The sequence below is a fragment of the Geomonas azotofigens genome (genome assembly GCF_018919395.1).
GTDB classification, from domain to species: Bacteria; Desulfobacterota; Desulfuromonadia; order Geobacterales; family Geobacteraceae; genus Geomonas; species Geomonas azotofigens.
In genome coordinates this window covers 123043-142429 of record NZ_JAHLME010000005.1, presented here as the reverse complement: position 1 = coordinate 142429, position 19387 = coordinate 123043, and the positions used below count along the sequence as shown (strand labels likewise).

Here is a 19387-nt window from a genome sequence, read left to right as displayed (position 1 = left end):
CTGCACTTTCTTTATTTGACGTACGACCTAGTGAACTTGTTTCCCTTGTAGATGAAGAAGGGGCGGATGAAGGGGAACAGCACCTCCGCCATCCGTTTTACCTCGGACTTCGCCAGGCCGTCGCGAAGCGTCTGCCAGATTTCGGCGTTGGTCATGTCTGCGATCATGTCCGAGAAGCCGTAGTGCACGCCCACGTTGCGCCAGCCCAGACCCTCGTTCTCACAGCGTTTGGCCAGGCTGGTGACCGTGTACATGTGGGTGTGGGCGCTCCGCGCCTTGTCCTGGAAGACGATCTTGTGGCCGCCTTTTGCCACCCTTTGCTGGAACACCTTGTCCTCGCTCATCTCCACAGTGCCGAGCGGGTGCTTTTCCCATACCGAGCGCCTGATGGCGCAGCAGGTGAACGAGAGCCCGATGTTGTTGTTATTCTCCATCCACATCTTGCAGTCGCGCGTGTAGTAGAACTTGCGCACCTTCTCCCAGAAGAAGAGCTCCTCGTCACTCCACTCGGGGAGCACGTCCATCGCCTGGACCACCGCCACCTGCGGGTCCTCGAAAGGAGCGACCAGGTAGGCGAGCCAGTCGGTACCGACCGGGACCGAGTCCTGGGATATGACGACGACGATCTCGCCCCGCGCCACCTCGAACCCGTAATCGCGGGTCCGGCCGAAGTTGAAGTCCTTCGGCTCGATCTGGTGCAGCACGACCGGGTGGGCCTTGAGCGTCTCCAGCGTCCCGTCGGTGGAACCCGAATCGACCGCGACCACCTCGTACTCGAAATCCGTCTGCTGGGACAATACCGCCCGCAGCGACTCCTTGAACAGCTCGCCGCCGTTTTTGGTGAGATACACTACCGACGCCTTCACCGCCATCATTTACCCCTTACCAGGTCGTACGCCCACCTGAGCGGGGCGGTGACCTTCCAGCTGAGCGAGTCGTACAGGGCCTCTATGTGGCGATCCTTCTCCTCGACGAGCCGGTTCAGGTCGCTGTACTTGTGCTCCAACTCCACCAGTTTCGCCTTCAGCTCGTTGCTGCATTCGCCGTTGGCCGCCTCGTTCTGCGATAGGTTCGCCTGCTCCTTTTCCGCAGCGGCGAGCTTTTGCCTGAGTTGTTCCAGGTGCCAAAGCAGGGACTGGTGCTCTTCGACCACCTCCACGAAGTCGTCGGCCGAGAGGAGGGAGAAGGCACGCTTGAACATCTCCTTGTGCTTTTGCGCCGAGGTCCCCGGGTCTTCCTTGTGCACGAGGCTGATGTTCTTGGTCTGGCGGTTCACGTAGTTGTAGTGCTCGCAGGTCGCCACCTTGATGTGAGCCGGTCGTTCCAGGGTCGCCAGCCGCTGCAGCATGTCCCAGTCGATGAAGAAGCTCTTCTCCTCGTCGTACTCTCCCGCCTTCTCGAGGAGCGCCCTGGTGTGGGCCGAATTGATGTGGCTTATGTACCACATGGTCTTGTCGGTCAGCACGCCCTTGTTCAGCGGCTTGCTGGAGAGTTTCACCAGCCGGTCTTCCTCGATCTTAACCTCGACTTCGTGGGCGTCCGTGTGCACGAACTGTTTCCCGGTCCGCTCCATGTGGGAGATCATGGTTTCCAGGTGGTTCGGGTACCAGACGTCGTCATCGTCGAGGTAGGCGATGTACTTGCCGGAACCGCAGGAGATGGCGAAGTTGAGCGCCGCCGGTTTTCCCTTGTGCGGTACCGCGAGGTAGTGAATTCTGCCGTCGTTGAAACTCTCCACGAAGGGCTGCAGGTCGATATCCTCGCCGTCCTGCACGAGGTACAGGTTCCAGTCCCGGAAGGTCTGGTTCCTGATGCTTTCGACTGCGCTTCTCAGGAAGCTGAGGTTCGGGCGGTAGGTCGGCATGATGATGTCGACATCCGCCGCCTTTGCTTCGGTGCCCGCCGCGACCGGCACCCTGAGCGAGCGGAACATGGCTGCCAGCTTGCGTGCCTCCGCTGCCTGGTTGAACTTAGTGAGGACGATGTCTTTGCCCGCGGCGCCGAACCTCTGTCGCAAGGGAACCGCGTAGCAGAGGGCTATCATGTGGTTCGCGAAGGCGGCGACGTCCCTTTCGTCCGAGAGGAGCCCCGTGACGCCGTCGAGCACCAATTCCGGGATGCCGGAATGCCGAGTCGAGACGACAGGGAGACCGGTGGCGCACGCCTCCATGATGGACACCGGAATCCCTTCCCGGTCTCCGTTGGCCCCGGTCACCGAATGCAGCACGAAGACGTCCGCGCGCTCCATTTCCGCGATCACCTCTTCACTTGAGACGGAGCCCCCGAAATAGACACTCTCGGCGATGCCGAGTTGGGCGGCCAGTTCCATCACTGCCGGGCGCTGGTAGCCGTCACCGAGAAGGCGCAGTTCGCTCTTGGGAACCACGCGCTGTACCTCCGCGAAGGCCCGCAGCAGGTAGTCGTGCCCTTTCTTTTCCACGAAACGGCCGATGCTCAGGAAGGTAGTTTTTCCTCTGTCGCCCCTTTCCAGGAAGGTGAACCGGGAAGGGTTGATGCCGCAGCGCACGATTTCGATCTTGTCCCGGTAGCGGTCGCCGATCAGGCCGAGGATATACGCCTTGTTGTACTCCGAGATGGTGACGACCTTGGCCGCCGCTTCTGTCAAGAGCGTCAGTCTTTTTACCGGGCTCTCTTCGTCGATGACCTTGCGGTCCCGCATGAAGATGTCGTAGGCGTGGGCGGTGAAAGAGAAGGGGACACCGGTGATTTTAGAGGTGACGAAGGCGACCAGGGCGGACTCGGTGGCGAAATGGGCATGCAGGTGGTCGATGCCGTTTTGCTGGACGTAGGCCGCCGTCAACGCCGCTTGCCGCGCCAGGGCGGGCGAAATGCCGGCTTCAGTGGCCACGCCCTGCGCCGCGGTCAGGAGATCCTCCTGGTGCGGGTGGGCGTCAGCCTGGGCGATGTCGAAGACCGGGTTCTTCAGTTTCGCCATCAGGGTCTCATGGCACGTTTGCGCCGGCAGGATGGAGACCGGGTAGACCTCGAGCCCCTCTTCCTGCATGGCGATGATCTCGTTGATGACGAAGGTCTCCGAGGGGACCGGGATATGCCGCAGGATGTAGCCGACCTTGAGGCCGGTTGCGGCGGCAGCCGGGGCGGTCAGGCCGGAGTAGAACTCCAGCATCTGCGCCGTCACCTTGGCGGTGTCGAAGACCTTGACCTTTTCCTTGGCCCGGGCTCCCATCGAGGGGAGGTCGGTTTCCGACAGGCACGCCAGGATGGCCTTTTGCAGCTGCTCGCTGTCGTTGGGAGGGCAGAGGATCCCTTCCGCGCCGTTGTCGATGATCTCGGGGAAGCCGCCGGAGTCCGAGGTCACCACGGTCTTCCCCAGCGCCATCGCTTCGATGCAGGCGTAGGGGAAGTTTTCCCAAAGCGAGGGGAGTACCACGAACTTCGACTTTTCGATGATCGGGTAGAGACTCTCGTGCGGGATGTTCTCGATGAAGATGATCCTCTCTTCATACCCCGACAGCGTCGCCAGCAGCTTCTGCTTCATGGAGACGGAGTTATGGATGGAGTCGCTGCCGACCAGGACGGCGACGAGGCCCGGTGCGGCATCGAGGACCTTGGGGAGCGCCTGCGCCAGGACGTGGGCGCCCTTGCGATATTCCAGACGGCCGAAGAAGAGCAGGTACTCCTTGTCTCTCAGCAGTTCGTCATAGAGGGTGGTGTTCGGGGTGTAGACCTTGAGGTTGAAGAAATTGGGTATGACGGCGATATCCGGCGTGCCCCACTTTTGCCGCACGACATCCGCCATGGCGTGGGTGGGGGAGGTGACGGCCGTGGAGAGTTCGGTTTGCAGCTTCTCCAGTTCGTCCCGCACCAGGTGCTCCGGCGCCTCCGGCATGTCGTTCAAGTGCCGGACCCAGAAAAACGGGGTGTGCAGGCGGGTCACCTTGGCCGGACCTTCCAGCCGCTTGAAGACTACGACGGCTTGGGCGCAGGTCTCGGGCGCCTCGATGACGTCGAAAGGGTGGACCAAGTGCAGCTCCAGCACCTTTTCATAGACGCGTTGGCTGAAGGAGAGTGTCCAGTGCGACAGGTCAGCCACTTCCGGCACCGCCTCGAGATCGAGGGGGGAGTGCGGGGTGCGCGAAACGCGGTGCACCGTGACGCCCATGTCGTCCTTGGTGTACTCCTCGGCGTCGGCGAGGCTGATCACGTGGACCCGGTGCCCCGTGGCGGCCAGCTGGCGCGCCAGCACCTGAGTGTAGGTCGCGATGCCGCCCCAGTTGGTTTCGGGTGGATATTCCTGTGAGATAAGACAGATATTCATGAACGGCCCTCGCCCGTCAGTCAAAACAGTAGTTGCGCAGTTGAAGTTCGCGCTGGCGCACCGCAACTGCAACGTGTCCTCTGAGAAGCAGGCCGGTCAGGCGAAGCTCTTCTCGTAGGCGTCCATCAGGGTCTTGGAAACGATGCTCCAGTCAAAGGCCAGGGACTTTTCCCGTGACTTCCGCCCCATGGCCTGACGCAGTTCCGCGTCGGCGATCAAGGCGAGAACGGCGTCGGCCATCCCGTCGGCATCACCGGGACGGCACAGCCTGGCGCACTCCTCGTCGATGTAATCGCGGATGCCGCCGATGTCGGTGGTGACAACGGGGAGCCCGCACGCCATCCCCTCGAGCACGGAGTTGTTGGCGGTGCAATCCTTCATCGGCACCACGAGCAGCATCGCCTCCTGGTACTTCGCCAGCAGGTCCGCTTCAGGGATGCCGCAATGGAACCTCACGTTGGGGCATCCCTCGAAGAAGGGGCGGTTGCGCTCCAGGGTGACCACATCGAGCGAGAGCTGCGGTGCCTTCACCGCGAGGATCTTGGAGACCGAGACCAGGGTATCGAAATCCCTCAGCCAGTTCCCTACGAAGAGGATCCGGTCCTCCCGACGCAGCCCCGGGTTGGGGTGGAAGAAGTCGGTGTCGACGCCATGCGGCACGAAGTGGATCTTGGCCGGGTCGACGAACTGGGAGAAGAACGGGATCTGATTGGTCCCGACCACAACAATGCCGTCCACGTTCTGGAGCGGCCCCCTGTTGCGGACGAACTCCTGGTGGGCCGTCGGTGGCTGGTGGAAGGAAACGAAGACCTTCTTGTTCTGGGCCTTGGAGCGCTCGGTGTGGTACAGGGAGTTTTCGCCGTAGAGGTAGTGGCAGACGTGGCGGTGCCGGTCGGGCGCGAACTCGTTCACCGCGCTCTCCAGCTCCAGGTCGCTCGGGTTGTACCAGCTTACTTCCTGCTTGGCCTGCTGGTACAGTCGCTCGCGTTCCGCCTCCGTGACCGCGTCAAAGCTTACTGCCTTGGGCAGTCTGCGATGGGGGACGTAGTCGAAAAAGCGGTCATAGCCGGAGTGCGGCGAGTGATGCGCGGTTCTCACGTTCACGAAATGGACCCTGATCCGGTCGCTGGTCTCCCGCGTCACGGCCCTGAGCGTCGCCTCCAGATAGGCGGTGCCCCACCTGAGGTCGGGCTCCAAGTAGTTGGTCTCCGCCCATTCGTTCCACGATTTCACGAATATCACCCGCTCGTCTTCAGAGCGGTCCTCGACGAGGTCGACCGCTTCCTCCAGGTGCCGCTCGTACAGCTGCGGCGTGGAGCCGTGCAGGACGAAGCCGTTTTTTCCAGAGCGCGGGGTGTTGTCCCAGTTGGGTACCACGCACGGGTGGAAGTCGCGGCGCAGCGTCTTGTCCGGGAAGGCGTTCTCCACGAAGGACTGGTATGAGTAGACCTGGGGGAGTTCCGGCTTCTCCTTGCTGAAGAAGCGCCACTTGAGGATCTCCTTCTCCAGTTCCTCGTTGAGCGGCTGCACGTCCTGCCTGGTAACCATCGCAACCGGCGGGTTGGAGGAGTACGCGTCGAAGCCACCCGGCACCGGATCCCACGGGAAGTCCACCATGGCGACGAAATGAAAGCCTCCGAGCCCTTCCTTGGCGGCGAGCTCGCGCCAGGTGTTCATGAACAGCTCGGGTTCCTTGAGGTCCTTGGGCTTGTAGATCCCGAAGATGTTCTTGCCGTTGACCTTGAGGTAGCGCGGGTCGCGGAAGGCGTCCAGCATGGCGTAGAAGTGGTCCGTGTAGTCCTCGACCCCCGGGTAGGTCTGCTCGATCAGGATCCGGTCGGGGCAGCCGTGCCAGACGCCGGACCAGGTATGGTTGGCCCAGGCCAGACAGAAGGGAAAGTCCGGTTTGCCCGACTCCACCACCTCGTGGAAGGGGCGCTCCAAAAGTCTTTTGCCGCCGCCGAACCAGTAGTGCCAGTAACAAAACCCTTCGATGCCGTACTCGCGCGCCAGGTTCGCCTGCTCCTCCCTTGACTCGGGAAGGCGCAGGTCGTAAAAACCGAGGTCTGCCGGGAGGTTGGGCTGCTGGTGCCCGATGAACAGGGGCTTTGCCTTGACGGTGTTGGTCCACTCGGTGAATCCGGGACCCCACCATTCGTCGTTTTCCGGAATAGGGTGGAACTGGGGGAGGTAAAGGGCGATGAGGCGGGCTTTCTTCATTGGTTCCTCTGGCATGACAAGGGGGGCACATCCTTCGTGCCCCCCGCTAATAAACTACTTCACGGCCTGCAATTTTACCTCGTCAAGGTTCATCATTGCCTTGATTTGTTCCTGTGTCCCCTTCTCCACTGAGAGGGCCCCGGCGATTTTGCCGCCGGTAGGTGTCGGCACTGTGACCGTCAGCTTCTGCCACTGGTTTTTTTTCTTAAGGTCATAGCTGTTGCTGAAGGTGTTACTGAGGAACTTGCCATCCTTGTAGAGGGCGATCTTCAGGAGCGGCGCCGTGCCTGCATGGTCCCACTCCTTGACTAAGAGCCAGGCGGTTGCCTGGTACTGCTTGCCCGGTTGCAGGTCCTTGCGGGGGGAGACCGCAAAATTGTACAGGCCGGCCGAGGAGGTACCGCTGATTTTCAGGCTCGCCTTGCCGCTCTTCTTCGGAGCGGTGGCGGTTCCAAGGCTGATGGTTTTGGCTGGCGCGGACCAGCCGGCAGCTCCCGTCTCGAAATCAAATTTCTCCACCACTGCACCGGTTGCCGCTGGTGCAGCAGGGGGAGCTGGGGTAGACTTCTTCGCAACCTGTTGAGCTTGAGCGGCTCCGGCCGCAGTCAGGAAGAAAGCCGTTGTCAGTATGACTGCTATTGTTTGTGTGCTGGTCTTAATCTTCATCGTAATTGCTCCTTCTCCTGATGTTAAAAGAACCTTTTATATGCCTTTTTTCCCAAAAAAACAAGTTGCTGTTGGCTGAGGTGGTTGTCGGAAAATGACCTTTTCTAATTACATACGGTGCCTATATCCAACGGTGTTCTTCCCCGTAATGGTAAACGTACTATCCGCAATCTTGCTGATACAATCAGCGCATGCGGGAGAGCTTCGTCCCGTTGTCGGTGCCATTCGATGGGATGCCTGGTATGCTGGCAGCCCCTATGAGTACAATCTGTCCGCATCACAGTGGCGGGACCGGCTCCCGTTTTACGCAAAAAGCGACAAGGACGGGCGAGCGAGCCTGCGCGCGGACAGCCAGGAGGTGATGGACCGGGAAATCGGCTTTGCCAGCATGGCAGGTATAGACTACTGGGCTTTTTGCTATTACAGCACTCGCCACAACCCCGCCCTTGCCGACTTGGATAGCGGCTTGCGTCGCTACCTCACCAGCACGAAAAAACATGAGATCCATTTCTGCTTGATCCTCGAGACAAACTTTCTCGGCCCCGTTGAGGATTGGCCGGAAACGGTGAAGAGGCTTGTTGCATTGTTAAAGGACCCCGCGTACCAGACGGTGGCTGGTGGACGTCCGCTGCTATTTCTCTTCGATCCCGGCAAGATGGAAAAGTGGGCCGGTTCAAGCGACACAGTAAAAGCGATGCTGAGCCAACTGGACCGCGCAGCTCTCGAAGCCGGGCTGCAGGAGCCGTACATGGCGGCCCAGGGAGGGGAGCCACGCAGAGTGAGTGCTTGGGTGGAAAAGTTCGACCTCGACGCGGTAAGCGCCTACACTGCATCCGAGACAGGAGAGGATGGCGAATATCCTTACAGTGCACTTGCCGCGGCCAACAGACGTTTCTGGGAGGAATGCAAGACGCTGGCAAAGCAGACCATCCCGATAGTGAACGTCGGCTGGGACAACCGGCCGCGGCGAAACTCCGCGGAGCAGGCCCGAAAGCTCCGTGGGCCCTGGTACCTGCCACCAACGCCGGCGGAACTTGCCCAACATCTGAAGTCTGCCATCGATTGGGAAAGGGCTAACCCTGAGTACACCGAGGCGGACGCCATCATCATCTACGCCTGGAATGAAAGCGACGAAGGGGGCTGGCTGGTGCCGACGCTCTCGGAAGGGGACGCACGGTTGCAGGCGGTGAAGACCGTACTGCGGACCCGCGCCCTCGCTACCTCCCCCGCACCAGGTCGTACGCCTTCCGCAGCGGCCCCGTAACCCTCCAACTGAGCGAGTTGAGCAGATCATCAATGCGCTGCTCCCGCTCCCGCAGTTGCGACTGGCAAGCGTTTCTCTCCTCCTCCTGTGCGGCTCTGGCCAGCGTCAGTTCCTGCTCCGCCGCCTTGTACCTGTGCGCGGCGTTCTCCAGCAACTCGCCCAGGCTGCGGATGGTTTCCTCCTTGGCGGCCAGATCTGCCTCGGCAAGTGCGCTCTGACGCGCTAGTTCCTCCAGCGCCTGTCGGTTCATCTGCTCCTGACCCTGGAGTAGGACCGCCTGCTGCTGTAGCCGCTCCTCCAGGCCGGTCCTGAGACCTTCCGCCGCTTTCATGCCTTCTTCATGCTGCGCCACGAACTGCGCCACGCGCTCCTGCTCCTGGAGCATCTCCTCCTCGACCTGGCGCAGGCGCTGGCAGAGTGCCGCGATCTCTACGCTCTTGGAGCGCAGTTCGCCTTCCAACCCGATCCGGTTCCGCCGCGCCTCCTCCTCAACGTGGTTCAGGTTCTGGCTAAGTGCAGCGATTTCCAGAGTTTTCGACTGCAGATCCATTCGAGCCTGCTGCGCTTCCTCCTCCTTCCGCGCCAACTCTTCAGCGGCCAGCCTGGACTCCTCGGCCAGATGTTCCTCGATCTGCCGGATGTGATCGTCTCGCGCCGCAAGCTCTGCCGTCGCCTCCTCGAGGGCGGCAGCTGCGCTGGTGCGTGACGCCTCAGCCGCCTCCAGGGCGGCTTCAAGCGCACAGATTCGCTCTGACAGCGCTGCAACCTCAGCGACCCGCTGCTGCAGTCCTGCCTCCAGCTCGGCCTGCAGCGCCGAATGACCCGCAAGTTCCTCCTCCATCTGCCGGATCCGCTCCTCCCGGCTCTCAATTTCCGTGGAACGGTGGTCGAGATATTTTTCCAGTTCCGCCCGCAGCTCGTCCGCCAGTGCCAGTTCGTCGGCGAGCTCGTTCAGCCGCTCCTTCAGGTCAGCCTTCTCGATCTTCTTGCTCTCCAGCCGCGTTTCGAGGTGCGCGTGCCTGTCCTCAACAGCTGTTGCCAACGACAGGAGCTGTTCTGCGTGTTCTTGCGCCATCGCCGCTTTCTGCCGCTCGCAGGCCAGCAGTGCCTCCTGCTGCCGCGACAGCTGCAGGCTCACCTCGGCGAACTGCCTTTTTTGCAAGGTGAGTTCCTGTTCGAGGTTCGGGATCACCCGCATGGTTGTCAGGTGCTCGCGGTAGGCCTCCACGAAGCAGTGTAAAAGCGACGCCTGCCTGGAGTTGAGAGGCACTTTGGCCGTTTCGGAGAGCTCCTGATAAAGGCCCGCGAAGCTTTCGACGTAGCGCTCGATGGTGAAATTCGCGCAGTAGCGCCGGCGGGCTGCCTCGCCCATGGCAGCCCCGCGTGCCGGATCGCTGCAGAGTTCGAGGATTTTTTCCGCAAGTGCCTCCGGGTCCTGCACCGGGACGATGAAACCTGTCTCCGCTTCGAGGACCATCTCGCGAGTCCCGCCGCAATCGGTGGCGACTACCGGCTTGCCGTGTGCCATCGCCTCCAGAACAACCAGGGGGAAAGCCTCCTTGTTCGAGGGGAGCACGAACAGGTCGGAACCGGCCAGGATATCGGCGATGTCGTTGCGGAAACCGAGATGGAAGACTTTATCCTCCAGGTTCAGATCCTTCACTTGCTGGCGCAGCTCCGCGACAGCTTCAGGAGACCCGGCACCCGCTATGGCGAACAGCAGCTGTTCATCCCGCGTACACGCCTTGGCGGCTGCGGCAACCAGATTGTCGAGCCCCTTGTATTTCTGTAGGGACGTGACGCAGACCGCTATGCGCTGCTGCGGCCCCGCACCAAGTTCGTTGCGCAGCTTTCCGGGCGCTGTGGGAGCATGGCAGGGGACGCCGTTGTAGATGAGCCGCACCTTGGCGCTATCCACGAAGCCGGCCAACTCGTCGCTCACCGCCTGCGAGACGGTGACGGCACGGTCGGTCAGGAAGTTTATCGACTCGTAGAGAAGGGGGAGGGGGAGGATCGATTGCAGGCTCGGGTGCCCGTTCAGGATCTCGTGCACGTGCCAGACGTGCGGGATTCCCTTCAAGGCGGCGGCAATAGCCCCCCAGCAGATCACGGAGGTGTTGGAGTGGATGACGTCGGGCTTCTCCTCATCAATGATGCGCAAGAGCCGATCCAGCGCCAATGGGATTTCGTGCTGAGCATGGAGCAGCCGTCCCTCGTTCTTTACCCACCACTCCAGCGGCAGGATGTGGGTCTTCACGCCCAGTTCGGACAGTTTTTCCCGAAAGGGACCGTCAGCGGGGAGCACCGCTGCCGTGTCAAAGCGTTTCTTGTCCAGCCCCTCGATCAGCGCCAGCGCGCAATTTTCTGCCCCGAACAGGTACGAGGAGTGGGAGATGAAGAGGATTTTCAGCTTAGGCATGTTCGAGAAACCTCGTGAGAACCGATGGGGTGTTGACCAGCCTGGCTAAGGCGAATGACAGCCGGAACAGTGGGCGCGGGTGGTGTTTGAAGAGGGCAGCCATAAGGATCGCCGCCTCCCGGGTGAGGCCGTTTTTGATGAGCAGCCGGCACCAGGGCTTGTAATTGTTGATGATCTGGCGCCTCTCGGCGAGGCTGAGCGGGAGGGCGATGTAGGATGCTACGTCTTGAACTGTATCCGGGCTTCCTCCCTCACGCTCCTCGGCCAGGCGTCGTGCCAGCACGGCAAGGCGGTGCTGCGACACCATTCGCTGCACGGTCACCGACTCGACGGTGAAACGGTAGGCGTACAGGGGCTCCGGAAGGTTGGCGAGCTGGTGCCGCTCGCTGAAGCGCAGCCACATGTCGTAGTCCTGGGCGGTCACGAACCTTTCGTCGTAGCCGCCCAGTTCCAGAAAGCTGTCGCGCCGGAACATGATGGAGCCGTGCCAGAAACAGTTGTAGCTGCGCAGGGTGGCGGCTATCTCGGCGGGCTCGGTCGGGTGGCGGAAGGTGGCCAGTTCGACCCCTTGGCTGCTGATCACCTTCACGGCTGAGCCGACCAGGGCTATCTCGGGGTGTGCGTCGAGGAAATCCGTCTGGATGGCCAGGCGCTCGGGGAGGGAGCGGTCGTCCGCGTCCTGGCGCGCCACGTATTTCCCCCGGGCCTGCGCGACGGCCAGGTTCAGGGACCGGGTCAGTCCCTGGTTGTCGTGGCGGATGACTCTGAGGCGTGGATCGGTGTAGGACGCGAGGATGGCTGCCGTGCCGTCGGTCGAGCCGTCATCGACGACGATGAGCTCGAAGTCGGTGCGAGACTGGCTGAGGACGCTGTCTACCGCCTCGCCCACGTACCGTTCCCCGTTGTAGACACTCATCACTACCGATATCAATGGCATGCTCAAGACCGTACCCTGTGCACCAGACGCAGTATTAGAGACGTTGAAGTCCCGATTAGTATCACAAAAGGAGGCGTTTTGCTTGCATAAACTTCGCGTCCTGATTGGGCCGTACTGACTCTGCTACTGGAACTTTCCCTCCAGTCGGTGTACCGCTAGCAGGCCCCCGCCCGGGGCTTCCGCCTCCCACTTGTGACCCAGTTGCCTGAGGGCCTCGCGGTCTTCAGGGAGAGAGCACATTTCGGCGTTGAAGGTGAAGAAAAGGGCAGTGAACTTCATGATGCTGTCCTTCTCCACTGCCGACAGGTGCCCCTTTAGGAAAAGCCCGTCCAGGATTTCTCGGAAAAGAAGATCGGCTCGACCGGCTTCGGCGCGTGATACTCCTCCCGAATTCTTGAGCCAGAACTTGCGCAGTAGGCGCAGATCGTCCGGAGATACGGCAACTCCCGATCTGCGGGCGATGGCCCCTGCTGAGTTGAGGTAGCTCTGGCGCTGCTGCTCCTCCGCTGCAATCTTCGAGAGGTTGGCGTCGTGGTGCCGGAAGTTGAGCAGGACCTCGGGGACAATGGTGACGCCCCCCGCCTCCGCCAAACGCAGCCACAGGTCGTAGTCCTGGCTGTACCTGATCCCCTCGTCGTAGCCGCCCAGCTTCACCGCGACGTCCCTTCTGAACATCACCTGGCTGTGTCCGCCGACGTGGTTGTAGAAAAGCAGCAGCCATTTCACCAAGAGAGGGGGCACCGCCCGGTTCGACTCGGTGGCGCTGCTCCACGCCTCCGAGAAGTAGCGCAGGTTGCCGGAGACGAGTACGGTGGCGGGATCGGCATCGAGGACCGCCACCTGCTTTGCCAGCCGACCCGGCTCTGAGATGTCATCGGCATCCTGCCTCGCCAGGTACTCTGCCGCAGCCATCTTCATCGCCTTGTTGAGCGACTTGGTCAGGCCGACGTTGTCCTGGGTGATGATCCTGATCCGCGCGTCGTCGTACGATCTGATGATGGCAGCCGAGCCGTCCGTGGAGCCGTCATCGATGATGATGAACTCGAAGTCGCGGAAGCTCTGGGCCAGGATGCTGTCGATGGCCTGTCTCAGAAAGCGCTCGCTGTTGTAGACGCTCATGATAACGCTTACTTTGGGCATGTCACCGCACCGCCTTGCGACCTGACTTCAGGAAGTTGATCCAGACCGGCCCGATCGTGCCGAGGCTGAAGCGCTTCGTGGCATCTTCTCTTGCCTGTCTTCCCATTTCGCTCCTGAGCCGGTCATCGCGCAGCCGCGACAGGAAGTGCAGCCATTCTTCTGCGCTCCGGGCAATGAACGCGTTTTCCCCCTGGCGCACCACGTCCAGGTAGGAGGGCACCGGCGAAGCCACCACCGGCATGCCCAATGCCATGAACATGGTGAGGCGGTTACTCGATTTTCCCATGCCCCAGGCGTGCAGGTGGGCGGGGATGACGGCGATGTCGGAGGCGAGGATCTCGTCGGTCACCGTTTCCAGGGCCCACGGCACGTCGGCCTCCGGGTGGTTGGAGATGGTCTTCAGGGTGAACCCTTCGCCCCCGGGAAGGGCCAGGGCGTCGCGCACCATGCCGAGCGATTCCCAGTTGTCGGAGTAGCCGACCCAGACCAGTTCCAGGGGGGCCTTCTGGGTGTGGACCTTGACCCGGTCGGTGGGGACCTCTATGGCGTCCTCGATGACGGTCGCGTTGATTCCGTACTTTTCCCTGTAGTAGTCACGCAGGTTGGCGGAGATCACCACCAGGTCGTCGACCGCGCTGACCATGTCCGTCTCGATGCAGTCGCACTGTATGAAGACGGTGCGGATGCGGCGCCTGCGGGCCTCCTTGGCGAAGGCCTGGGCCTTCGCGTCGCGCACTTTTTGAAACAGCAGCACGTCGAATCCGGCGCCGAGGATGCTCTGCTGCTCGGCCTCGGACAAGGTCAGCGCGTTGATCATGCGCGGGCTGCTCTGGAGTATTAGCGACTCCACCCCCTGCTTGATCAGGTAGTTGTGGATATTCAGACCGTGGATGCGGGAACTGCCGGTGTTGGCGTCGCCGAGGAGCAGCCAGCCGACCTTGAGCGGTTTGCGAGGCAGGAAAAAGGATGCGAGACGCTGCAGGACGTTCATGGTTTATCTGGCGTGAAGGCTATCTGGAGGCCGTAGCACGGGAAAATGTAGCAAAGGTTCTCCTCGTAGAATTCCTGGAAGCCGGTGCAGCGGTTAAAGAGCCGCTCCAGAAGTCTTTTAAACCATGCCCCTTTCTTGAAGGGATTGGCGATGACGAGGTGCTGGCTGGTGACCCTGATGCGGATGTCCGTGTAGAAGGTAGGAACCTTCCTCTGCAACTGGTATTGCTCGTCCACGAAATAATAGAAGGTGTACAGCCCCATGAACTTGCTGTGGGTGTAGTCGGAGTAGTAATAAGGGTTGGAAAAATGGGGGACGAATACGTGGCATTGTGCGCCCGGCTTCAGCACCCGGACGATCTCTCTCATCAGCCCTTCCAGGTTCTCGACGTGCTCGAAGAAACTCTTGGAATGGATCGCGTCGACTGAATTGTCGGGGAGGAACGAGAGCCCTTCTTCCACGTCCGCCACGATATCGACCGCAGCGGAATCGAGCCGGTCGATGCCGATTCTGCCCGGCCTTCTGGTCCTGCCGCAGCCAAGCTCCAGGACGATGGGAGCGCCGGTGGCGAGCATGGTGTCGAGATCTATCTTGATGAAGGGTTCCATGGGCGGCCTCAGTCTCGCATCTTTTTGAAGATGCGGTTGGCTTCCAACTCCTGGTAGCCAAGCTTCTCGATTTCCTCCCGAAGCGGTGCCAGGTTCGGGGTGACGTGCATGAACTCCTCGGCATGGTCGCTCACGTCGGTCACCACGAAGCCGCCGGGGGCGAGGGCGGCATCCAGCGCGCGGAACGCCTCGACCGGCTCGTGGATGTGCTCGAAGACCTCGGTGGCGATGACCAGGTTGCACCCGGGAAACTCCGGCAGAGGGGTCTCGCTGGTGCATCCGGCAAAGGAGGCATCGAGGCCGAGCTTCGATGTCGTCCAGGTGAGGAACTCGGTGACGATGGAGGGAATGTCGACCAGCGTCAGGCGGACTTTCTTGCCCCGCGCCTGGAGCTGTTCGGCGAGCGCCATCGAGCTTTGGGCCATGCCGCAGCCGTAGTCGATGATGGAAACTGATGGCAGCTTCAGCAGTTCGCGGACGACCACGTCGTCTTCCGCCCAGACGGGTTTCGAGTAGGCGATCATGCGCAATAAATGCAGGTACTCGTGCATCTTGCAGGCTTGGAACATCTCGCTTTTGCTGTCGTTCCAAAAGACGCTGTACATCTCGTGGGAGGTCGCGCCGAATTCGCGGTACGCTGCCCCCTTGTGACCGCCGGGGAGCACGTTCCAGGACGTCTCGAAGCGCTCCCTGCTTTCCGCCTCGCTGATGCCGAGCCGCTCGGCGTTCCAGCTGCAGAAGAGCTCCTGCAGCTGGTTCAGGCGCAACTGAGGCGCCTGCGGGCCGAGGATCCTGACCCTCGGCTGGTGGTGGATCATGCCGTGATGGTACTCCTTGCCGTAGACCTCCACCTTGCAGATGTTCTTCCTGGCATCAAGACTGGTGAAGTCGCCCAGGGTGCGGACATCGGAGACCCCGATGGAAACGAGGTAGTTGCCGGGGTTGAGCAGCATGCTCGTCTCCAGTTCGACCTCGAGGACGTCGCCCGCCTTTTGAGGCGGAAAGGCAACGTTGCCGTCGTGATAGGTGTGCACGGACAGGAGGTTCTGCCCGGCGACGTTGCTGATGATCAAGCCGAAGCACGGGTCCCTGACTTCGGTCAGAAACTCCACCTTCAGGCGCACCTTGAACCTTTCTCCGCACCGGATCGCCGGGGAGTTCTCGTTCGCGCCGTTGAGCAGGTCGAAATCGACGATGCGCGCGCCGCCCGTACCGTAGCGGTAATCCTCCTGCTGGTCCTTCGCCTGGATCTCTTCCTTTATCTTGCGGTACTTCTCCTCCAGGGCCTCCTTGGTGTGCGGGGTCTTCTTGGCTTCCTGCGCCGCGTGCTCCTGCTCGCGCAGCAACTGGTAGTACTGCAGGGTCACCACCTGGGGCTTGCCCTGGGTGAAGATTTTGCCGCCGTCAAGCATGATGGCCCGGTTGCACAGGGTGTTGATGGACTCCATCGAGTGGGTGACGAAGAGGGTGGTGACGCCTGCCTCCATCATGGACTTGATCCTGTCCATGCACTTCGCCTGGAACATGACGTCGCCGACAGAAAGGGCCTCGTCCACGATCAGTATCTCGGGCTCGGCGTGCACCGCGACGGCAAAGGCGAGGCGGATGAACATGCCGCTCGAATAGGTCTTTACCGGCTGGTGGATGAAGTCGCCGATGTCGGCGAAGGCGAGGATGTCATCGAGTTTCGCGTCGATCTGCTCCTTGCTGAACCCGATGAGGGTGCCGTTGAAGTAGATGTTCTCAAGGCCGCTGATCAAGGGATTGAAGCCTGCTCCGAGTTCGAGCAGCGCCGAGATCCTGCCGTTCACCGTCACCTTGCCGCTGCTTGGGGCAATGACGCCGGTGATGATTTTGAGCAGCGTCGACTTGCCGGTGCCGTTCCGCCCTATGATGCCCACCGTTTCGCCTTTGCGGATCTCGAAAGAAACGCCGGAAAGGGCGTAGAAGTCCTTGTGGTAGCACTTCCCGAAGGGATTGAGCGCCTCCTTGAGCCTCAGGTAAGGAGAGTCGTAAAGGCGGTACACCTTGCTCAGGTTTTCTACGGTTATGGCTGTGTTCTCAGACATTGTCACCCGGCCATAATTTTTGTGAGAGCAGGTAGCGCAGCCTCTGCTTTGCCTCCTGCCAGAAAGGGAAAACCGGCTTCCTGAAGACACCTACCGTGTCACCCCAGAGGGCGCTGTCGCTGGCTTCATGCGGGGTCCAGTCCGTGTGCACTTCACGCAGTTCGATGGCGCCGTACTTGGCGAGTGCGCCGTAGCCGTCGGGGTAATAGCGCCAGCAGTCGACGGGGTAGCGATGCTCCTTGCCGCGCGAGGGGGCGATCAGGAAAATCTGGCCGCCGGGCTTCACCACCCGGACGATTTCGAGCCAGGTGAGCCAGAAGTACTCGATATGCTCGAACGCCTGGCCGGAGATGACGAGGTCGACCGAGTTTGAGGCGAAGGGGAGGCGGTACGGGGACGTCAGCACCACGTCCACGTTGTTCCCGGGGCTGAGATCGACGCCGGTATAGGTCCACGTCGGGCGCTGGAAGAACTGCTTGTAGCTGCCGTTTTTATCCCAACTTCCGATATCCAGGACGTCAATAGGTTGCGCGGGGTCGAGGTACTGGGCGACCAACCTGCCCATGTGTTCCAGCGAACTGGTATGCATGTCATTCTACCTTTCAGATGCTTTTACAGGACATCGGCGAAATGCGGGCGCAGCCGCCTGAACACCACCGCGCCGGCGACGAGCACGGTCGCGGCTACCGCCCAGAAATAAATGGTCGTCGACCAATGTTGCCAGAACCACACCTTCAGAATGAAGCTCTCACGGTAGCCTTGGACTATGTAGAAGATGGGGTTGAACTGTATGAAGATGTGGTACTGCTTGGGCAGGATTTCCAGGTTCCAAAAGATCGGTGTCAGGTAGAAGCCCATCTGCAGCGCGATCGAGATGATCGGACCCAGGTCGCGAAAAAAGATCATCACGGACGAAGTGATCCACGACAGTCCGGTCAGGAAGACGAGCGCGCAAAAAAGGTAATAAAACACCTGGAGGACGTAAAGGTCGGTGGCGAACCCATAGAAGGTGAAAAGGCAGAAGACCAGCACGACGAAAATAAGATGAATGATGAGTGCGGACAGGATCTTGATGATCGGCAGTATGCCGATGCTGAAGGCTACCTTCTTGACCACGAAGGCATTCTGAATGATGGAGTTAGCGCTGTTGTTGACGCAGTCGCTGATGAAGAACCAAGGGGCGAGACCGCAGACCAGCCAGAGTATGTACGGATGGTCGGCTACGGGCTTGGAGTTGAAGCCGACCTGGAATACGAACCAGAATATGAGCGTGGTTGCAATGGGGAGGATGAAAGCCCAGATGATGCCGAGGTAGGAGCCGAGGTACCCTGTTTTGAAGTCCCGCTTCGTCAACTCGTAAACGACGTTCCGGCGCGAGAGTAGCTCCCGGAGAAACAAGATGAACATCCTGATACTATGCATGGACTTCCTTTGCGATGCCGGGACTGCGGAAACTTTAAAAACGCCGGCTAAATATAGTTCAATTGCCACACCCGCACAATAGATATTTGAGGCGCGCAAGGGGCGACGGTTACGGGTATTTCAGCTCGTCCGTCCGCTGCCGCCGTCGGATCGGTCCGCATCGAGAAGTTCCCGGTAGCTGAGGCGGTGGCGGCTGAGCAGTCGGCGCAGGTCGTGGCTGGAGAGTTTTTTGTGCCGCATCACCGCGGCCCGCTTTCGCAGGAGGACGGGGAGGGCGAGGAGGGCGTCGCGCATGCCGCGCAGGAGCGCCAGGACGCACTCCTTCTTGCTGCCGCTGGCCATGAATTCGCCCCCGGTCCCTTTGGCGCCGAGGACAAGCCGCACCTGGGCGAGGTAACGCTGCACGGTGTGCAGCGGGAGCAGCAGGATGAGCGGCCAGGGGAGGTTTTTCACGACGGCGTAGTAGTGGTTGCGCTCCACGAGGTAGAGCTTCAACGGTGACAGAGCGCCGGTGGACATGGAGTACTTGTGGTACACCACGGCGTCGCGCGCCAGGACGGCCTGCCACCCCGCCAACCGTCCACGCAGCCCCAGATCGGTATCCTCGCAGTAGGCGAAGAAGTCGCCGTCGAAGAAGCCGATCTCGTCCACCATGGCACGCCGGTACAGGGCGACGCAGGCGGAGGGGAACAGGATCTCCGCCTCGTCCTCGACTGCGAGCCCGGGAAAGCGCCTGCCCCGGAAGTCGCCGCGGGACATGCCGTCGCTGCAGATCGCCATCCCCAGGGAGTCGACCAGTTCGCGATCGTAATAGTTCATGATCCGGCACCCGACCATCCCCGCCTCCGGGTGCGCATCCGCCACCGCCACCAGCTTCTCCAGCCACTCCGGCTCGGCCTTGGTGTCGTTGTTGAGCGTCACCAGGTATTCACCCCGCGCAACGGGGAGGGCAGCGTTGTTGCCCGCGGCGAAGCCCGCGTTCTCCTGAAGCGGTACCAGCCGGACTTCCGTGCGCTCTTCCAGGTAGGCGACCGAGCCGTCGCTGGAGCCGTTGTCCACGACGATGGTCTCGAAATCCCTAAAAGTCTGCTCGCGCAGGCTGTCCAGGCATTCCGGCAAATGACCAAGGCCGTTCCAGTTGACGATGATGACGGATACGCGCACGACTGCTCCGTAAAGCTGATTGATCAAAAAGCGGTGAGGGGAGTGAACGGCACAGCGATCAAGTTAGAACTTCATAACGCTTCGCCGCGGGCGTTACCGTTCTCTCTATAATTTTTTTAATTGCTACCGGCCCGATATTTATATTAGTATCGGGGCCCTTGGCAAGTGTTATCTCCACTACTGTGCC

Annotated in this window: 14 protein-coding genes; 1 reads left to right on the top strand and 13 read right to left on the bottom strand. The window is 60.9% G+C overall.

Annotated features, from left to right (window positions below; all coding sequences use genetic code 11):
• Window positions 1-11: 11 nt before the first annotated feature.
• The 4 genes from KOL99_RS16825 to KOL99_RS16810 all read right to left on the bottom strand — a co-directional run bounded on the left by KOL99_RS16825 (window position 12) and on the right by KOL99_RS16810 (window position 7186).
• A complete protein-coding gene (locus KOL99_RS16825) occupies window positions 12-872 on the bottom strand; it encodes a glycosyltransferase (protein WP_216511629.1) in 861 nt (286 codons plus the stop codon).
• Complete coding sequence (locus tag KOL99_RS16820; RefSeq protein WP_216511628.1) at window positions 872-4300, bottom strand: glycosyltransferase; 3429 nt, start codon at window positions 4298-4300, stop codon at window positions 872-874. Before KOL99_RS16820 ends, KOL99_RS16825 begins: the two co-directional genes overlap by 1 nt.
• A gap of 96 nt (window positions 4301-4396) precedes the next feature.
• Complete coding sequence (locus KOL99_RS16815) at window positions 4397-6520, bottom strand: glycoside hydrolase family 99-like domain-containing protein (RefSeq protein WP_216511627.1); 2124 nt, start codon at window positions 6518-6520, stop codon at window positions 4397-4399.
• A 54-nt stretch (window positions 6521-6574) separates the two neighbouring features.
• Window positions 6575-7186 carry a carbohydrate binding domain-containing protein gene (locus KOL99_RS16810; RefSeq protein ID WP_216511626.1) on the bottom strand — a complete coding sequence of 204 codons (612 nt, stop codon included), beginning with the start codon at window positions 7184-7186 and terminating at the stop codon, window positions 6575-6577.
• Window positions 7187-7547: 361 nt separating this feature from the next.
• Here KOL99_RS16810 and KOL99_RS16805 point away from each other — a divergent pair, with 361 nt between their 5' ends.
• Window positions 7548-8450, top strand: coding sequence for a glycoside hydrolase family 99-like domain-containing protein (locus tag KOL99_RS16805; RefSeq protein ID WP_216511625.1), 903 nt, complete (start codon window positions 7548-7550; stop codon window positions 8448-8450).
• On the opposite strand, the gene KOL99_RS16800 is transcribed toward KOL99_RS16805, so the two are convergent.
• The 9 genes from KOL99_RS16800 to KOL99_RS16760 form a co-directional block, all read right to left on the bottom strand.
• A complete protein-coding gene (locus tag KOL99_RS16800) occupies window positions 8404-10869 on the bottom strand; it encodes a glycosyltransferase (RefSeq protein ID WP_216511624.1) in 2466 nt (821 codons plus the stop codon). The two genes, KOL99_RS16805 and KOL99_RS16800, sit on opposite strands and share 47 nt — an antisense overlap.
• On the bottom strand, window positions 10862-11806 hold the full coding sequence (locus KOL99_RS16795; RefSeq protein WP_216511623.1) for a glycosyltransferase family 2 protein: 945 nt from the start codon (window positions 11804-11806) through the stop codon (window positions 10862-10864). The genes KOL99_RS16800 and KOL99_RS16795 overlap by 8 nt, the downstream gene beginning before the upstream one ends.
• Before the next feature lie 123 nt (window positions 11807-11929).
• Window positions 11930-12946 (bottom strand): glycosyltransferase, encoded by a 1017-nt coding sequence (locus KOL99_RS16790; protein WP_216511622.1) that lies wholly within the window; start codon window positions 12944-12946, stop codon window positions 11930-11932.
• 1 nt (window position 12947) lies between these two features.
• Complete coding sequence (locus KOL99_RS16785; protein WP_216511621.1) at window positions 12948-13937, bottom strand: glycosyltransferase; 990 nt, start codon at window positions 13935-13937, stop codon at window positions 12948-12950.
• A complete protein-coding gene (locus KOL99_RS16780) occupies window positions 13934-14545 on the bottom strand; it encodes a class I SAM-dependent methyltransferase (RefSeq protein WP_216511620.1) in 612 nt (203 codons plus the stop codon). The genes KOL99_RS16785 and KOL99_RS16780 overlap by 4 nt, the downstream gene beginning before the upstream one ends.
• Before the next feature lie 8 nt (window positions 14546-14553).
• Window positions 14554-16614, bottom strand: coding sequence for a Wzt carbohydrate-binding domain-containing protein (locus tag KOL99_RS16775; RefSeq protein ID WP_216511619.1), 2061 nt, complete (start codon window positions 16612-16614; stop codon window positions 14554-14556).
• Entirely contained in the window at window positions 16607-17203 is a 597-nt protein-coding gene (locus tag KOL99_RS16770) for a class I SAM-dependent methyltransferase (protein ID WP_216511618.1), read from the bottom strand. The genes KOL99_RS16775 and KOL99_RS16770 overlap by 8 nt, the downstream gene beginning before the upstream one ends.
• 23 nt (window positions 17204-17226) lie before the next feature.
• Window positions 17227-18036, bottom strand: coding sequence for an ABC transporter permease (locus KOL99_RS16765; protein WP_216511617.1), 810 nt, complete (start codon window positions 18034-18036; stop codon window positions 17227-17229).
• A 120-nt stretch (window positions 18037-18156) separates the two neighbouring features.
• A complete protein-coding gene (locus tag KOL99_RS16760) occupies window positions 18157-19200 on the bottom strand; it encodes a glycosyltransferase family 2 protein (protein ID WP_216511616.1) in 1044 nt (347 codons plus the stop codon).
• Window positions 19201-19387 lie beyond the last annotated feature (187 nt).